At 62.1% G+C, this 17,034-nt stretch carries 14 protein-coding genes; 12 read left to right on the top strand and 2 right to left on the bottom strand.

Going from position 1 to position 17,034, the window contains the following annotated elements:
- Window positions 1–68: 68 nt before the first annotated feature.
- The 8 genes from V8P86_RS15275 to V8P86_RS15240 all read left to right on the top strand — a co-directional run bounded on the left by V8P86_RS15275 (window position 69) and on the right by V8P86_RS15240 (window position 10,438).
- Window positions 69–566: a ubiD operon protein gene (locus V8P86_RS15275; RefSeq protein ID WP_336328150.1), complete on the top strand. Its 498-nt coding sequence runs from the start codon at window positions 69–71 to the stop codon at window positions 564–566.
- On the top strand, window positions 563–2,053 hold the full coding sequence (locus V8P86_RS15270; RefSeq protein ID WP_336328149.1) for a UbiD family decarboxylase: 1,491 nt from the start codon (window positions 563–565) through the stop codon (window positions 2,051–2,053). The genes V8P86_RS15275 and V8P86_RS15270 overlap by 4 nt, the downstream gene beginning before the upstream one ends.
- A complete protein-coding gene (locus V8P86_RS15265) occupies window positions 2,050–3,414 on the top strand; it encodes a UbiD family decarboxylase domain-containing protein (protein WP_336328148.1) in 1,365 nt (454 codons plus the stop codon). The genes V8P86_RS15270 and V8P86_RS15265 overlap by 4 nt, the downstream gene beginning before the upstream one ends.
- Before the next feature lie 216 nt (window positions 3,415–3,630).
- Window positions 3,631–5,301, top strand: coding sequence for an acetate--CoA ligase (locus tag V8P86_RS15260; protein WP_336328147.1), 1,671 nt, complete (start codon window positions 3,631–3,633; stop codon window positions 5,299–5,301).
- Between the two features lie 27 nt (window positions 5,302–5,328).
- Window positions 5,329–6,495, top strand: coding sequence for an acyl-CoA dehydrogenase family protein (locus tag V8P86_RS15255; protein WP_336328146.1), 1,167 nt, complete (start codon window positions 5,329–5,331; stop codon window positions 6,493–6,495).
- A 2-nt stretch (window positions 6,496–6,497) separates the two neighbouring features.
- Window positions 6,498–8,273, top strand: coding sequence for an acetyl/propionyl/methylcrotonyl-CoA carboxylase subunit alpha (locus V8P86_RS15250; RefSeq protein ID WP_336328145.1), 1,776 nt, complete (start codon window positions 6,498–6,500; stop codon window positions 8,271–8,273).
- A gap of 6 nt (window positions 8,274–8,279) precedes the next feature.
- Window positions 8,280–9,977: an acyl-CoA carboxylase subunit beta gene (locus V8P86_RS15245; protein WP_336328144.1), complete on the top strand. Its 1,698-nt coding sequence runs from the start codon at window positions 8,280–8,282 to the stop codon at window positions 9,975–9,977.
- The gene (locus V8P86_RS15240; RefSeq protein ID WP_336328143.1) at window positions 9,974–10,438 is read left to right on the top strand and encodes a MaoC family dehydratase; all 465 of its coding nucleotides are present in this window, start codon (window positions 9,974–9,976) and stop codon (window positions 10,436–10,438) included. The genes V8P86_RS15245 and V8P86_RS15240 overlap by 4 nt, the downstream gene beginning before the upstream one ends.
- 26 nt (window positions 10,439–10,464) lie before the next feature.
- Here the strand turns inward: V8P86_RS15240 and V8P86_RS15235 are convergent, their stop codons facing one another.
- On the bottom strand, window positions 10,465–11,187 hold the full coding sequence (locus V8P86_RS15235; protein ID WP_336328142.1) for a class I SAM-dependent methyltransferase: 723 nt from the start codon (window positions 11,185–11,187) through the stop codon (window positions 10,465–10,467).
- A gap of 85 nt (window positions 11,188–11,272) precedes the next feature.
- Between V8P86_RS15235 and V8P86_RS15230 the strand changes: the two genes are divergently transcribed.
- From V8P86_RS15230 to V8P86_RS15215, 4 genes are all read left to right on the top strand, one after another.
- On the top strand, window positions 11,273–13,336 hold the full coding sequence (locus V8P86_RS15230) for an AMP-binding protein (protein ID WP_336328141.1): 2,064 nt from the start codon (window positions 11,273–11,275) through the stop codon (window positions 13,334–13,336).
- Window positions 13,337–13,526: 190 nt separating this feature from the next.
- Window positions 13,527–13,856, top strand: coding sequence for a hypothetical protein (locus V8P86_RS15225; protein ID WP_336328140.1), 330 nt, complete (start codon window positions 13,527–13,529; stop codon window positions 13,854–13,856).
- 416 nt (window positions 13,857–14,272) lie between these two features.
- Window positions 14,273–15,184 (top strand): serine/threonine-protein kinase RIO2, encoded by a 912-nt coding sequence (locus V8P86_RS15220; protein WP_336328139.1) that lies wholly within the window; start codon window positions 14,273–14,275, stop codon window positions 15,182–15,184.
- A gap of 180 nt (window positions 15,185–15,364) precedes the next feature.
- Window positions 15,365–16,405: an NAD(P)/FAD-dependent oxidoreductase gene (locus V8P86_RS15215; protein WP_336328138.1), complete on the top strand. Its 1,041-nt coding sequence runs from the start codon at window positions 15,365–15,367 to the stop codon at window positions 16,403–16,405.
- A 138-nt stretch (window positions 16,406–16,543) separates the two neighbouring features.
- Here V8P86_RS15215 and V8P86_RS15210 read toward each other — a convergent pair whose 3' ends face one another.
- Entirely contained in the window at window positions 16,544–16,987 is a 444-nt protein-coding gene (locus tag V8P86_RS15210) for a universal stress protein (protein WP_336328137.1), read from the bottom strand.
- Between the last annotated feature and the right edge of the window lie 47 nt (window positions 16,988–17,034).

Genomic DNA, 17,034 nt, shown 5'->3' with positions numbered 1-17,034 from the left:
TTGTAACGACACCAGCAACTGTTATACCACTTGCCGGTAAAGTTCCGAGAGAGAACAGTACTGCAGAGATGTCGAGTCATTATATTACGGCAGAGGAACACCTCCCGACAACCGTCCCGGCCGAGACGAGCCTCCAGATCACCGATGCGCAGACGAAACGCATCTTCGAGGCGCAGGTCCGGATTGCGCAAGATCCCGATGCGCTGGTCAATCCGGAGCCGCTGACGGTCGTGACGGGGCCACACGAGAGCGATAGCGAAACGTGGTACGTCCAGTTACTCGACGACGTTGAACTCGGCATCGACGAGCCCTTGCTGCGCTCGCTCGCGGACGAACAGGAGTCGAACTCGAACATCGTCAACACGCGGTCGGACGACCTCAAGGTCCTCCTACGATATCTCGTCGAATCGGGTGAGTACGGATCGACGGCAGAAGCGCTTCGGACAATCGTCTTCGAGCGTCTCGCCGAGGAGCAATCCGACTTGCTGCGGGCGTACGAAGAGATCCGAACCGAATTCGAGACCGACCCATTACGTGACTGCCTGCCGGACCGAGAGGAGTCATGAGCGCCCAGTCGTTCCGTGAGTATCTCGGCCGCCTCGAAACACGTAGTGTCGAGCAGTCGGTCTCCTGGGATCTCGAAGCGAGTGCGATAACGATGCTGGCGAACCACGACGATGGACCGGTCCCCATCTTCGAGTCGGTCGGGTCGTCGACCGACGCGATGCTGGTGGGCGACCCGTACCGTGGTTCGCGAACCCGCCCCTGGGATCGGCCCGCGATGGGAGTCGGACTCCCGACAGGGCTATCCGGTCAGTCCTACTACGACCGCGTGATCGACCGCCTCGAACGGCCTCGGGAACCACAGGTGATCGACCCGGCGGATGCTGGCTGCAAAGAACACGTCTGGACGGGGCAGGAGTTGAATTTATTGTCGTTTCCCTGGCCGTACATCCACCAGGGCGACGGCGGGCGGTACTCGAATTTGCACACCGTCATCGCACCGGACCCGGACACGGATTGGGGGAGTTGGTCTCGGCACCGCATGATGATTCACGACGAGGGACAGGCGAGCCTGTTGTTGTCGGCCGGCGAGCAGGTCCCGAATCGCTACTATTACGAGTATGAACCGCGCGACGAACCGATGCCGGTCGCCGTCGCCATCGGTGCCGAGCCAGCGGTCGAGTGTAGCGCAGACATGTGGATTCCAGCGGGCAAAAGCGAAGCCGCTTTCGCGGGCGGGCTGGCAGAGCGGCCGGTCGAGTTAGTGCCGTGTGAGACCAGCGAGCTATCCGTCCCAGCGAGTGCAGAACTCGTCATCGAGGGTCACGTTCGGCCGAACGACCGCCTCGACGAGGGACCCTTCGGCGATTACTTCGGCTACGTCAACGGCCCGCGGCGGTCGATGCCGGTGTTCGATGTCGAGGCGATCACCCACCGACACCGGCCGCGAATCCCTTTCTGTGTGGAAGGAACCGGCGTCGGCTACGGCCGAAATTCGACCAGTACGCTCCAGCTCGCCGCGGCCGGCCCCGATGCGACGCTCGGTCTCCGCGCCGCCGGATTCGACGTGACGATGGCCGCTCCCTGGCGGTTCACCTCCCGCATGGTCTGGGTCATCTCGACGGACTGTCCGTACCCGGGCTATCTCCACGAACTGGCGAATTTCGTCTTTACGACCTGGGGGATGCTGCACATCGACTGTTTCGTCTTCGTCGACGAAGACGTGAATCCACTCGATCCGCAAGCGGTGATGAGCGCCATTGCACTCGACGCTGACCCCGAGACTGACTTCCACCAGTTCGGTGTCGAACGCATGCCCAAGGTCCCGCTCAACATCTACCAGACACCCGACGAGAAAGGAAGCGCCGAAGTCGGGACCTCGAAAACGAAGACGGCCAAAACCTACATCGACGCACGGAGCGAGCAAGGACCGAGACGGCGGCGCCCAGACAGAGAGCGACGCGAGCAGGCCCAGCAGACACTCCTCGACGCAGGGATGTCCGCGGAGTTGCTCGGCCTCGTCGACGAACGGGGAGGTGACGCCGAGTGATCCCCTTCGGACAGTACGTCCGCGGACTCGCACGCGACGACAAACTCCTGACCGTCCCGGAAACCGCGGACGATCCCGTCGATATCATCGCCGGAGAAGCGCTCCGCGCCAGCGGTCCGGCACTTCGATTCGAGCGCGAGAGCGGAGTCGACCTCGCCAGTGGCGTCTTCAGCGGCCCGAATCTGATGCGACGCCGGGAGAGCAAGCCCTGGACGCGGCTCTCGCTGGGACTCGGTTTCGATTCGGATGCGGAGTTCGTCGACCTCCTCGAAACGATCGCACACCTCGGACCCGCGGGGTCGGCTGCGGGCTCGACGTACACGAGTCAGTCAGCCTCGCCATCGGACGCCGACATACAGGATCTGCAGTTTCCACAGGAAACGGACGGGATGTGGCCGTCGGTCACGCTCGGACTCGCAGCAGTCGGGACCGGCGAGGGGTCACACTGGGCTCCAGCACACGGCTCGGTCGTGAGTACCGATACACTCAGGGTTCGCCTGCCGGAGTCAGTCACCGAACTGATCGACGATAACGCGACGATTACGATTGCACTGGGCGTGCCGCCGGCCGCGATCACGGCCGCGACGGCACTCGCGGTCACCGGTCAACTCGACGCGCCGGTTCGATCCTGCGGCGTCAGTGAGGACGTGCCAGCCGTGCCGACCAACGGCGGCAGTGTCCCCGCCGCGAGTGAGGTCGTCATCGAGACGACCGTGCAGGATCGAACTCCCGAAGATCGCACCGCCCGCCGTGAGGCCTGGGAGTTCGTGACCAGCAGTACCGCGCTCTCGCTGTCGGTCGAGCGCGTGTTGACGACCGACAATCCAGTCGTCCCGTTTACCCCACTTGGCTACCCGATGGCTGACGACACCCAGCTAACCGGACTGGCGGTCGCGGCGTCGCTGTACCACCGTGTCAACAACTACTGGGCGATCTCGCCGGTGGAGTGGATCATGTTGCCGGCCGAAGCCGAACTCGGCATCTGCGTGGTGTCGAGTGATATCCTCTATCCCGGCTTCGAGTGGCAGTTGGCGAACATTCTCTTTTCGTTCTCGTCGCTGTTCGATACAGTCGTCATCGTCGACGACGATGTCCCGCCGACTGACTTCGGGCGTGTCCTCAGCGACATCTGGGTGAAAGCGAACCCCGCACAGGACTGGGTGTTCGGCGACTCGAACGCACCGGCGGCCAGGCGGCCACACTACCGACAGGACGGCACGACTGGATCGCGACTGTACGTGAACGCGGCCTGGGACCCACGCTGGGAATCGACGTACATCGCACCGCGTGTCACCTTCGAGGAGTCCTTTCCCCGTTCGATCCGCGACACTGCACGAGCAGTCTGGAACGAAAATCGGTGACTCGGCACCGCAGACGGGCGTAAAATCGGACTCGACGACTAGTCGTTGAGGTCACAGATTCACATCATAAATATTATGTATTGTAAACAGATCTGTTTACGCAATACTGGACGGTTTTAAATCCGTTGTAGGAAATGGAACAAAGTATATTCTGACAATTTCTGCTGCCGAATTAACCAGTATCGTTATATATGATGCCGAAATGCGCGGCAGTGTATGGTGGGAAGCCACAACCTGACGGACTACGAAGCGAAGCGCGAGGAGTTCTCGTGGGACGAGATTTACGCGGAAGCAGATAGAGCCGCACCGAGAGAACTGAATATCGGACACGAAGTCGCCGACCGGCACGCGACCGACCGGGGGAAGGTTGCACTCTACCAGGTCGGCACCGACGGCGAGTTGACGACGATGACCTTCTGGGAACTGGCCGACCGGTCGAGCCAGTTTGCGAACCTCCTCGAAGAACTCGGCGTCGAGGAGGGCGAGCGGGTCTTCTCGTATATGCCCCGCATCCCGGAACACTACGTCGCGATGGTCGGGACGCTCAAACGCGGCGCAGTCTGGGGGAGCGTCAACGAGCGGTTCGGCCCGGACGGCATCTCCTACCGCCTCGACGACTGTGACACGAAAGTTGTCGTCACGACGAGCGACAACCGCGAGACGGTTGCAGAGGCGCTGAAATCGGTACCGTCGGTCGAACACGTCATCACTGTCGACCGCGGAAGCGGTGCGCCTCCGGAGGACGTGGTGTTCAACACGGCGCTCGACGACGCGAGCACGGAGTACGAGGCCGCCGACACCAGCGCCGACGACGACGCGATGCTGTACTACACGTCGGGAACGACCGGACTGGCCAAAGGTGTCCTCCACAAACAGCGCTGGGTGGCCGGCGTCGCAGCAACTCAGAAGTACGCTGTCGACCTCCAGCCAGGAGATATCTACTGGAGTACGGGCGACCTCGGCTGGCTGACAGGCGCGATCAACACACTCGGTGCCTGGTTCTGGGGGGCGTCGCTCTTCACCTACGAAGGCGAGTTCGACCCCGAGGAGTGGGCGGACCTGCTCGATCAGTACCCAATCACGGTCCTGTTCTCGGTGCCGACGGCCTACCGGATGCTCCGGGAGAACGAGGAGGTACTCGACGACGCCGACCTCGACCTGCGACACGCGCTGTCGATCGGCGAACCGCTGAGTGCGAGCGTCGTCGAATGGGGCCAGGACAACCTCGGTGTCACGATCCTCGACACCTACGGGCAGACCGAGACGGGCAACATGATTATCAACAACTACCCGACGATGGAACTCCGACCGGGGTCGATGGGCCGGCCGCTCCCGGGCATCGAGGCCGAAATTGTCGATCCCGACTCGGGTGAGGTCCTCGAACCCGGCGAGACGGGTGAGATCGCACAGCGCGGCGAGTACCCGTGTTTCTTCGCGGAGTACTGGAACAAGCCCGAAAAGACAGAGAACTGTTTCGTCGATGGGCCAGACGGCGAGTGGTATCTCTCCGGTGACCTCGCACACAAAGATGAAGACGGCTACTTCTGGTTCGAGGGGCGGGCCGACGACGTGATCCTCTCCTCGGGCTATCGCATCGGTCCCTTCGAGGTCGAGAGTTCGCTGGGTGAACACGAGGCCGTCGCCGAGTCCGCGGTCGTTCCCAAACCACACCGCGAGCGCGGGAACATTGTCAAGGCCTTCGTCGTCCCCAGTGAGGATGTCGAGCCGAGCGAGGGGCTCAAAGAGGAGATCAAAAACCACGTCAAAGAAGAGCTGTCGGCACACGAGTACCCCCGGGAGATCGAGTTCCGCGAGGAACTGCCCAAGACGGTGACGGGCAAGATCCGACGGAACGAACTCCGGGACGAAGTCGACGAAGAGGCATAACGAGCCACGGAATTTCTTTCGAGAAAAATGAACTTCGAGTCAACGCAAGAACGGTCGATGATCCGCTCGACTGCCGAAGAACTGGCAGGCGAGTACGGTCCGGAGTACTGGCGCGAGAAAGAACAGGCTGGCGAGTTCGCTGCCGATTTCTGGGACGAACTCGCAGCCGCTGGCTTCCACGGCCTGCTCGTCCCCGAGGAGTACGGCGGTGCCGGCATGGGGATGCAGGAGATGGGACTGGCGATGGAGACCCTCTGTGCAGAAGGCTGTGGAATGGCCGGCACCTGGTATCTCGTCTTGACCGGCGGGATGGCGGCGGTCGGCATCCGGGAGAACGGCACCGACGCCCAGAAAGAGAAATACCTCCCGGACATCGCCAACGGAGAACGGAACTTCTCGATCGGGATCACCGAACCCGAGGCCGGGACGAACACCCTCAACGTCGCCACCCGAGCGGAGAAAGACGGCGACGAGTACGTCCTCAACGGCAACAAAGCCTGGATCACCTTCTCCGACCGGGCGGACAACATGATCCTCGTCACGCGCACGACGCCGAAGTCGGAGGTCGAGCGAGGCACCGACGGGATCAGCCTGTTCATCGTCGACATGGATGACCCGGGGATAGACGCGTCACCGATCCCCAAACACGGGATCAACTACTCGAAATCCTGCGAGGTGTTCATCGAGGATGTCCGCGTCCCCGAGGCAGATCTTCTCGGGGACGAAGACGACGGCTGGGGAGCGCTGGTCGACATGCTCAACCCCGAGCGCATCGGCTTCGCCGCCGCCGGGACGGGCATCGGCAAACTGGCCGCGGAGACGGCAATCGACTACGCCAACGAGCGGGAGGTGTTCGACGCACCGATCGGCAGCCATCAGGCGGTTTCGTTCCCGATCACGAAAGCCTACACGCAGATGGAAACGGCAGCGCTGATGCGCGAGAAGGCATCGTGGCTGTACGACCAGGGCAAAGAGTGTGGCTACGAGACGAATGTGGCCAAGGCAACCGCCGTCGAGGCCGGCATCGAAGCAGTCAAGCAATCGATGCAGGCCTTCGGCGGGTGGGGTTACGCCAAGGAGTACGACGTCGAGCGGTGGTGGCGCGAGATCAACCTCACTCGACTCGCACCGGTCTCCCAGCAGATGGCGTACAACCACGCGAGCCAGCAACTTGGGTTCCCCAAGTCGTACTGACCATGTTCGAGAAAGTACTCGTCGCCAACCGCGGTGAAATCGCTGTCCGCGTCATGGCAGCGTGTGAGGAGTTGGGTATCGAGACAGTTGCGATCTACAGCGATGCCGACAGAGACGGCGGCCACGTCGCCTATGCCGACGAGGCTTACAACGTCGGCCCCGCCCCCGCGAGCGACTCCTATCTCGATCAAGAGACGATCATCGAGGTCGCAGAGCGAGCCGGGGCCGACGCGATTCATCCCGGCTACGGCTTCCTCGCGGAGAACGCCGAGTTTGCCCGTCGCGTCGAATCGACCGACGGCATCACGTGGGTCGGCCCATCGAGTGATGCGATGGAGACGCTGGGCGAGAAGACTGCGGCCCGGTCGGTGATGGAGTCCGCCGATGTTCCGGTCGTTCCCGGCACGACCGAGCCAGTCGACGACGCCGAGGAGGTGCGCGAACTGGGCGAGGAGTACGGCTATCCGATCGCCATCAAAGCCGAGGGCGGCGGTGGCGGCCGAGGGATGAAAATCGTCCACAGCGACGCCGAAGTCGACGACGCCCTCGAAAGTGCAAAGCGGGAGGGCGAGGCCTACTTCGGCAACGACTCGGTCTACGTCGAGAAGTACCTCGACGCGCCCAAACACATCGAGGTGCAGGTTCTCGCCGATCAGCACGGCAACGTCCGCCACCTCGGCGAGCGTGACTGCTCGCTACAGCGACGCCACCAGAAGGTCATCGAAGAAGCCCCGAGTCCGATCCTCGACGCCGACCTCCGGGCGGAGATCGGCGATGCCGCCCGCCGGGGCGTCCGTGAGGCCGACTACACCAACGCCGGGACCGTCGAATTCCTCGTCGAAGATGGAGAGTTCTATTTCATGGAGGTGAACACCCGGATTCAGGTCGAACACACCGTCACCGAGGAAGTGACCGGGATCGACATCGTCCGCTGGCAGTTGCGAGTCGCCGCCGGCGAGGAACTCGGCTTCGAGCAGGACGACGTGACCATCGAGGGACACGCGGCCGAATACCGCATCAATGCGGAGAATCCGGCCGAGGAGTTCGCCCCCACGCCGGGAACGCTTGAGACCTATAGACCTCCAGCGAGCATCGGGGTTCGACTCGATCACGCGGTCGGGCAGGGCGACGAGATCGGTGGCGATTACGACTCGATGATCGGGAAACTCATCGTCACCGGCGAGGACCGCGAGCACTGTCTCGACCGCTCGAAACGCGCGCTCGAACACTTCGAGATAGAGGGCCTGCATACGACGATTCCGTTTCACCGATTGATGCTGGACGACGAGACCTTCGTCTCCGGCGAGCACACCACGAAATATCTCGACAGCGAACTCGATGCAACGGACCTCGACGCGGCAGTCGAGCAGTGGGGCCCCGACCAGACCGACAGCGACAGCGCAGGGGCGTCGGCGACAGAACTGGCCGTCGAAGTCGACGGCAAGCGGTTCGATGTCGTCGTCGAAGACGGCCTGCAACAGGTTCCGAGCGGCGGATCAAGCGGGGGGAGTGACAGTTCCGGTGGCGTCTCTGGCGGTTCCAGCGGGGGCCAGCAGACAGCGGCCGCTGGCGCTGTCACCGCAGAGATGCAGGGGACGATCCTCTCTGTCGAGGTAGCAGAGGGAGAGCAGATCGCACAGGGAGAGGTGATCTGTGTCCTCGAAGCGATGAAGATGGAAAACGACGTTGTCGCTTCGACGAGCGGGACGGTCGCGTCTGTACCCGTCTCGGAGGGCGACTCCGTCGATATGGGCGATACCCTGATCGTACTGGAGTGATCACAGATGCGAATCAAAGTATCAGATGACACTGACGAGACGGAAGCGAGCGCAATTGCCGAAGCACTCTCGGAGCACTTCCGGGACGACGTTGTCGTCGTCACCGACGGCGGCGACGAGGTCGGCACCGCCGACTTCGACGACGACTCACCGGCGGACGACCTCGGCCCGACCGAACGCGAGGAGCGACTGCGCGAAGAGATCGACGAAATCCTCGACGGCGGCCCCGAGAAGTACAAGTCACAGCTCTCGGAGGAGGGCAAACTGTTCGTCCGGGATCGGCTGGATCTCTGGTTCGGAGACGACTGTCTGTTCGAGGACGGCAAGTTCGCCGAGTTCGACGCCGACGACCAGCTTCCGGCGGACGGCCTCATCACCGGCGCAGCGGAGTTCGAGGGCCGGGATCTGCATTTCATGGCCAACGACTACACGGTCAAACGCGGGAGCATGGCCGCGAAGGGCGTCGAAAAGTTCCTGCGGATGCAACAGCGCGCGCTCAAGACCGGTCAGCCGGTGCTCTACCTGATGGACTCCTCCGGCGGTCGGATCGACCAGCAGACCGGCTTTTTCGCCAACCGCGAGGGCATCGGGAAGTACTACTACAACCACTCGATGCTCTCCGGGCGGGTCCCGCAGATCTGCGTCCTCTACGGCCCCTGTATCGCGGGTGCAGCGTACACACCCGTGTTTGCTGACTTTACCGTCATGGTCAGGGACATGAGTGCGATGGCCATCGCCTCGCCACGGATGGTTGAGATGGTCACCGGCGAAGAGATCAGCCTCGACGAGTTGGGCGGTCCCGATATCCATGCACAGTACTCTGGCAGCGCTGACCTCGTCGCCGACGACGAAGAACACGCGCGGGAACTCGTCGCCAAACTCGTCGGCTACCTGCCGAACAATGCCGACGAGGACCCACCACACACCGAGGGGACGGCCCCGGCAATCTCACCGGAAGGGATCGATTCGATCGTCCCCCAGGAACCGAACAAGGGCTACGATATGTTCGACGTGATCGAGCGGGTCGTCGACGCCGACTCGGTGCTCGAACTGCGACCCCAGTACGGCAAGGAGATCATCACCGCCTTCGCCCGCATCGACGGCCGGCCGGTCGGAATCGTCGCCAATCAGCCCGACCACCGCGCTGGGGCGATTTTCCCCGATGCGGCAGAGAAGGCAGCAGAGTTCATCTGGACCGCCGACGCCTACAACATTCCGCTACTCTACCTCTGTGACACGCCAGGCTTCATGGCCGGCTCTTCCGTCGAGAAGGAGGGGATTCTCGAACAGGGCAAGAAGATGATCTACGCCACCTCCTCGGCGACGGTCCCCAAACAGTCGGTGGTCGTCAGGAAGGCCTACGGCGCAGGAATCTACGCAATGTCGGGCCCGGCCTACGACCCCGAATCGGTCATCGGCCTCCCCTCCGGAGAGATTGCGATCATGGGACCGGAAGCGGCAATCAACGCCGTCTACGCCCGCAAACTCTCTGAGATCGACGACCCCGAGGAGCGCGCCCAGAAAGAACAGGAACTCCGTGAGGAGTACCGGGAAGATATCGATATCCACCGGATGGCGAGTGAAGTCGTCATCGACGAAATCGTTCCGCCGAGTGATCTCCGGACGGAGTTGACGAACCGCTTCGCGTTCTACGAGGACGTCGAGAAAGATATTCCTGACAAGAAACACGGCACCATCCTATGACAGGACGATACTACGAGGAGTTCGAGGTCGGAGAGACCATCGAACACGAGAAACGCCGGACGATCAGCGAAGCCGACAACCAGGCGTTTTGCGACATGACGATGAACCAGCAGCCGTTGCACCTCGACAGCGAATTCGCCGAGGAGACCGACTTCGGCCAACGTCTGGTCAACGGGCTATACACGATGAGCCTAGCTGTCGGGCTGACAATTCCCGACACGACCGACGGAACCATCGTCGCCAACCTCAGTTACGACAACGTCGAACATCCAAACCCCGTTTTCCACGGCGATACGATTCGCGTCCAGTCCACGGTGACCGAAAAGCGCGAGACCAGCGACGGCGAGCGCGGAATCGTCACCATGCACGTCGAGGTGTTCAAAGTAAACGACCCGGAGGAACCGCTCGTCTGTGAGTTCGACCGGACCGCGCTCTCACTGAAACGCGACAACGCCGAGTGACGATGACACAGCGAGTGGCGAGTGGACTACTCGGCGACGCCGACGATCCACCGCCACTGCTGCTCGTAGGTACCTTCGAGGGAACCAAGGAGGTCGACGGCTTTCTCGACGCGTTCCTCAGCGGTGAGTTTCGGATAGAGCCGAGCGGCCATCGCCGGAATGGCGTGAAAGAGCCTGATCTCCTCGGCGGTCGTCGCGAACCGCCACGTCCCCGTCGTGACATCGAACTCCCCTTCGAGGGCAGCTTCGACCTCGTCCGCGCCGGTCGGCGACCGGGATTGGCGGTCGAGGTCGGCGAAGATGGAGCGCTGTTCGTCGGTGACCCAGCCAATCGGCGCAACGGCACCGACGACGCCGCCGGGCCGAAGGACACGGGCAGCCTCTCGGACTGCGACCGACGGATCGGGAACCAGAAAGAGCGAGGCCGTGAACGCGACTCCAGAGAAGGAGTTCGCGGCGAAGGGGAGATGGTCGAAATCGCCCTCGACTCGCGGCGAAGCGTCGACTTCCCGCAGCATCTCGCGGCTGATGTCCAGAGCGACGGTTCGGTCAGACTCCGCGGCGAACACCCGCGTACTCGTCCCCGTTCCCGCCCCGGCGTCGAGGACGATGTCGCTGACAGACCCACTGCGTGCGGCCATCTCGGCGAACAGCAACCGCGCCAGCGTGCTGAACCGACCGGTCCGTCGCTCGTAGTCGGTGTAGGCGTCGACACTGACATCGAAGTTCGCCCGGACGACGTCTTTCATATCCGCGGAGACGGCCGGGGTGGGAATACGTGTTTCCGTCGAGTTCGCATCGCTCGCTAACCGACCCGCAACACAACTGACAACCATGGCAAACCAGCAAGCAGAAACAGAACGGATCGTGCACGAACCGAGTCAGGAGTTTGTCGAGTCGACCAACGTCTGGGAGTTTATGCAAACCTACGACATCGACGACTACGACGAACTCGTTGAGCGAACGACGACCGATATCGAGGGCGTCTCCGACTCCGGCGTCGACTGGTTCTGGGACGAACTCGTCGACTATCTGGACATCGAGTTCTACGAGGACTACGAGAGGGTCCGGGACGACAGCGGGGCGCAACGCGGCCCGGAGAATGCGAGCGGTGCAACCGCGAGCCGTGACGGCCCGCAGTTCACCGAGTGGTATCCCGATGGCGAACTCAACATCGCTCACAACGTCCTCGACCGGCACGCTGATCCGGACGCAGAGAGGCGGAACAAGGTCGCCTGCATCTGGGAAGGCGAAGACGGAGCAGTTAGAAACGTGACGTTCCACGAACTGCACCGGCGGGCCAATCAGGTCGCCAACGCGCTCGAACAGCGAGAAATTGGGACTGGCGACACCGTCGGACTGTACATGCCGATGGTCCCCGAGGTGATCGCAATCCTCTATGGCTGTTTCAAGGCCGGAGCGATTGCTGTCCCGATCTTTTCAGGGTTCGGCGTCGACGCGACAGCGACCCGAATCGAGGATCCCGAGTGTTCGGTGTTGTTCACCGGCGACGGCTTCCTGCGCCGCGGTAGCGAGGTGACGCTGAAAGAAACGGCCGACGAAGCCATCGAGCAAGCAGACACCGACGTGGAGTCGGTGATCGTCTACGACCGACTTGGGGCCAGCGATCCCGAAACCGAACTCTCGGTTCCGATGACCGAGGGCCGCGACGAGTGGTGGACGGACGCCGTCGAGGGCTGTGCGGACAGCTACGAGACGAAGTCGCTGCCCGCTGACCAGGAGTCGATGCTGCTGTACTCCTCGGGGACGACCGGCAAACCCAAAGGAATCGTCCACACCCACGCGGGCGTCCAGATGCAGTGTGCCAAGGAACTGTACTTCGGGTTCGATCTCAAACCCTCGGATCGCTTCTTCTGGGTGTCGGACATCGGCTGGATGATGGGGCCGTGGACGCTGATCGGCAACCACACCTTCGGCGGCACGGTCTTCATGTACGAGGGCGCGCCGGACTACCCCGAACCGGACAGGTTCTGGGAAATGATCGACCGCCACGACCTCACGCAGTTCGGCGTCTCGCCCACAGCGATCCGGGCACTGCGCAAACACGGGGACGAGTGGCTGGACGGTCACGACCTCTCCAGTCTCCGCCTGCTCGGATCGACAGGAGAACCGTGGGATCCCGAGTCCTGGCTGTGGTTCCACGAGCACGTCGGCGGCGGCGACACGCCGATTATCAACATCTCCGGGGGCACCGAGATCTGTGGCTGCTTCCTGATGCCCATGCCGATCAACGACCTCAAACCCTGCACGCTGGGCGGGCCCGGTCTCGGGATGGATATCGACATCGTCGACGCTGACGGCGAGTCGATCGCAGAACACAACGAGCGCGGCTATCTCGTCGCCCGGGACTCGTGTCCATCGATGACGAAATCGCTGTGGAGCGGCGACGAGCGGTATCTGGCGGAGTACTGGTCGACCTGGGAGAACCTATGGGACCACGGCGACTGGGCACAGAAAGACGAGGACGGCTTCTGGTTTCTGCACGGCCGGGCGGACGACGCCCTCAACGTCGCGGGGCGGAAAGTCGGCCCCGCAGAGGTCGAAGGCGCGGCGATGGATCACGACGGCGTCAACCAGGCCGCCGCGATCGGCGTCGACGACGACACGACCGGTACCGCGGTGGTCCTGTACGTCGTCGTCGAACCCGACCACGAGGAGACCGACGACCTGCGCGAAGCCATCCGCGAACGGGTCGGCGACGAACTCGGGAAGCCCTTCCGCCCCCGAGACGTGCTGTTCGTCGACGAACTTCCGAAAACCCAGTCAGGAAAGATTATCCGCCGGGCCGTCGAGGCAACCCACGCTGGCGAGCAGTTGGGAGACATGTCCTCGATAGAGAATCCCGGCGCGCTCGACGAACTCGAACGGCCGCGCTGAGGTGGCCGAAAATCGCCCGCATACACGGGTCAGATCCACTCTTGGCGACGGAAGTGAAACCTCGTTCAAGTCCTCCAGAATGTCGGAATCCGGACCAGCCAGAATCCGCTTTTCGACCGCTTCGAGATCGAAGACGATATCGAGGGTACCCAGCACCGGACTTACCATGCTTGAGACACAGCCTCGATATATGGTTCTTGACTCTGGCGTCAAGACCTCCGACTCACTGCATACCAGTCTCACTACGGCAATCGAGCGGGCACTCACACTGGAGACATGGGTGTCCAGTTCCCGCGAGCGAATCGCCTCGGACGACTTCATCCGTCGCCGTACACAGTTCGACTCAGTGGACGGGTTCTGTGCGGCCTGTCCGTGTGACGATGATACACTCGGAGGCGTACAGCGTCTCTCTCCGGACGAGCGTGATGGGTTTGTGACGCGGACAACCGACTTTGAGACGTGGGAGGAGATGAAACAGACCGCAGCAGTCGAAGATCTCGTCACACTCCAGAACGTCTGACTACCCAAGTCCGTAGAGCAGCAAGTGCGCGAGAAAGTGGAATCTGACCGCGGCCACTACCGCACATCGAGGCTGTCCATGTCCAGACCGTAAACCCAGTTTTTACAGTAGACACTCCCTCAGAGTTCGACGACCCGCCGACCAGTCCAGCCCCGACGGTACTGGCGATCATTACCTTGCTGAACGAGATGGAACGCCGAGAGCGATTGCAGCCTGAGCGACGAGAAACCCCCGGAGGGAGCGAACAGTACTCCAGCAGAAACTCGAACGCACAGTCTCGGTAGCCGCCGTATTCAAGAAGTCGTCTACCGAAGTTGTGTAGTAGACGGGACCGTTCTATATATCGGTATATGATTTATAATGGAAATCACTCGAACGCGCTGGTCTTATACGAATCCGGCGATTAGCGGCCGGTAATGGTCGAAAACGTGGCGGCGGAGATGGCGGATCTCGAGGACGAGGATTTCTATCTGCTCTCGGGCCTCGAACAGGGGATGCGCTTCTCGGAGTGGGTCGCCCGCCCCAAGTTGCCGGAGTACGCCCGGCTCACCGACGAGGAAGTCGATTACCGGTTGGATCGGTGCGAGCGTCGCGGCCTGGTCGAGCGCAAGACCATCCAGTACGAGGGCTTTCGGCTGACCTTCGAGGGCTACGACGCGCTGGCGTTACACACCTTCGCCGAGCGTGAGACCATCGAAGGCGTCGGGGCACCGCTTGGCGTGGGCAAAGAGAGCGATGTCTACGAAGTCCGTTCGTACAAGCCGCTCGCGCTGAAGTTCCACCGCGAGGGCTACACCGAGTTCCGCGAAGTCAACAAAGAGCGAGAGTACACCGCCGATCACGAGCACGTCTCCTGGATGTACACTGCCCGCAAGGCTGCCGAGCGGGAGTACGAGACGCTGGAAGCGCTGTACCCGACAGTGTCGGTTCCACAGCCCATCGGTCACAGCCGACACGCGATCATCATGGAGCGAATCGACGGGATCGAGTTGGCGCGGTCGAAACTGGAACCCGAACAGGTCCGCCCGGTGATCGATCTCGTCTTCGAGGAGATAACCACCGCCTACCGCGAGGGATACGTCCACGCCGACATGAGCGAGTACAACATCTTCATCGCCGAAGACGGCGTGACCGTCTTCGACTGGCCGCAGGCAGTCCCGACCGAACACGAAAACGCGAGAGAACTCCTTCGCCGGGACGTGGAGAACACGCTCGGGTACTTCCAGCGGAAATATCCGAGCGATGTCGGCGACGCTGATATCGACGCACTCGTCGACGCAGTCGCTGCCGACGAGTTCGATCAGATCGGCCAATTTCTGGACTCCTGAGTCTTAAGCGACCCCTATTCTCCCCCCAGTGGCGGGGTTCGACAGCCGCCAAATAAACCAGTCTTCGGTATAGCAAACTGCGCCAGTCGGTGAGTGAGCCAGCGGCTGTGCGCATGTGCATCTTCCGTGCACAGCAATTACAGGAGTCTTAAGGCCTGAGTCCCAATACTACGATAGCCAATGAGTTCGGAGACGGCGGACGAATCAGGAGCACCAGACCAGTACGAAGTTGTCGTCGTCGGAGGCGGCCCCGGTGGGCTAACAACGGCGCTGTACACGACCCGACTGAACCACGACACCGCGCTGATCGACCGCGGTGGTGGCCGGGCGGCGATGATGGTGGACACTCACAACGTCATCGGCGTGCCGGAGGAAACTTCGGGCAACGAGTTCCTCTCGACGGCCAAAGACCAACTCGACTACTACGGGACGGACCTCTACCAGGACTTCGTGACGAACGTCGAAGCCAGTGACAAGGCCGGCGTCCGATTCGAGGTCGAAACCGCGAGTGGCGAGCGGTTCCGCACCGAATCGGTCGTGTTCTCGACGGGATTCAGCGACAAGCGCGCCGATCCTCCCCTGCCGCGAACCGGCAAGGGCCTGCATTACTGCCTGCACTGTGACGCGTACATGTTCCGCGACGAATCGGTGTACGTGATGGGTCACGACGAGGGTGCGGCCCACGTCGCGATGATCATGTTGAATTTCACCGACGACGTGGATCTCCTCCTCCGAGGCGAGGAGCCGCAGTGGAGCGAGGAAACCGACAAACTCGTCGAAGCCCACCCGATCGACGTGATCGACACCGAAATCGAGAGCATGTTCAAGGAAGGAAACTCCCAGTGGCTCGGCGGGTTCGAGTTCGAGGACACCGTGGAACTACGTTCCACGAGCAACCGGACGGAGTCCGGTGACGGCACCGTCCGGGAGTACAAGGGCGGCTTCGCCATGTACGGCTCGGAGTACAACAACGACCTGGCCGAGAACCTGGGCTGTGAACTGAACGACGACGGCACGGTTGCAGTCGACGAGGACGGCAAGACCAGCGTCGACGGCGTCTACGCGGTCGGCGACATCACGCAGGGCAACAACCAGATCCCGATTGCGATGGGGAAAGGCGCGAAAGCCGGAATCTCACTGCACATGGAACTACGAGAGTTCCCCAAATCGCTGGACGAACTCGAAGACGCCCCGACGGCAGCCGCTGCGGACGACGACTGATCGGATTTCGGCACTTTTCGAACCGACTACGATGTTGCTGTGACCGTGGTATGTTCGCCCTATAAATTACATAACGCGATATAGAATTAGCTCGATGGGCCGATCCACCAGTCGAGCGAAAAGGGTGAAAAACGGCCGCTACTCGTCGAGAACGGTCGTTACCGGACGGTCGGCGCTGAGCAGCACCGACTGGACTGTGCTGCCGAACAGCACCTTGCCGGCCGGACTGCGCTTTCGGCCGCTCATGACGATGTTGTCTGCATCGAGTTCTTGGGCGACGGAGAGAATTGTCTCGGCAGGGTCGCCTTCGACCTGGCGGCGCTCGGTAGTGATTCCGGCGTCTTCGAGCGCGTCGACGGCTGCGTCTACGCTGTCGGGGAACTCACCGGATTCATAGAGATCCTCCGTCTCGACCATGCCGCCTTCGTCGGTGCCCTGGAACGGTTCGACGACGTGTAACACGACAGCCGTCACCTCGCCGTGGTCACCCGGCAGGTTGGTCACAGCAGCCGCGGCTCGGTCGGCCCGGTTCGACTCTCTATCGACGGGAAGCAACACAGTGTAGGAACTGTCGGAACCCATACAGGGAGTTACGGAGGGCGCGTAATCAGCGTGCCGGCCATTACTGG

It is taken from the genome of Halovenus anhuiensis (assembly GCF_037080055.1).
GTDB lineage: Archaea > Halobacteriota > Halobacteria > Halobacteriales > Haloarculaceae > Halovenus.
Note: the sequence above shows the minus strand (reverse complement) of the source record. Positions and strands in the feature narration are given on the sequence as shown.

Coding starts and splice junctions, on each gene's coding strand:
- V8P86_RS15275 (WP_336328150.1), top strand. CDS start 69: ATGTCGAGTCATTATATTACGGCAGAGGAACACCTCCCGACAACCGTC.
- V8P86_RS15270 (WP_336328149.1), top strand. CDS start 563: ATGAGCGCCCAGTCGTTCCGTGAGTATCTCGGCCGCCTCGAAACACGT.
- V8P86_RS15260 (WP_336328147.1), top strand. CDS start 3,631: ATGGTGGGAAGCCACAACCTGACGGACTACGAAGCGAAGCGCGAGGAG.
- V8P86_RS15255 (WP_336328146.1), top strand. CDS start 5,329: ATGAACTTCGAGTCAACGCAAGAACGGTCGATGATCCGCTCGACTGCC.
- V8P86_RS15250 (WP_336328145.1), top strand. CDS start 6,498: ATGTTCGAGAAAGTACTCGTCGCCAACCGCGGTGAAATCGCTGTCCGC.
- V8P86_RS15245 (WP_336328144.1), top strand. CDS start 8,280: ATGCGAATCAAAGTATCAGATGACACTGACGAGACGGAAGCGAGCGCA.
- V8P86_RS15240 (WP_336328143.1), top strand. CDS start 9,974: ATGACAGGACGATACTACGAGGAGTTCGAGGTCGGAGAGACCATCGAA.
- V8P86_RS15235 (WP_336328142.1), bottom strand. CDS start 11,187: ATGAAAGACGTCGTCCGGGCGAACTTCGATGTCAGTGTCGACGCCTAC.
- V8P86_RS15230 (WP_336328141.1), top strand. CDS start 11,273: ATGGCAAACCAGCAAGCAGAAACAGAACGGATCGTGCACGAACCGAGT.
- V8P86_RS15225 (WP_336328140.1), top strand. CDS start 13,527: ATGGTTCTTGACTCTGGCGTCAAGACCTCCGACTCACTGCATACCAGT.
- V8P86_RS15220 (WP_336328139.1), top strand. CDS start 14,273: ATGGTCGAAAACGTGGCGGCGGAGATGGCGGATCTCGAGGACGAGGAT.
- V8P86_RS15215 (WP_336328138.1), top strand. CDS start 15,365: ATGAGTTCGGAGACGGCGGACGAATCAGGAGCACCAGACCAGTACGAA.
- V8P86_RS15210 (WP_336328137.1), bottom strand. CDS start 16,987: ATGGGTTCCGACAGTTCCTACACTGTGTTGCTTCCCGTCGATAGAGAG.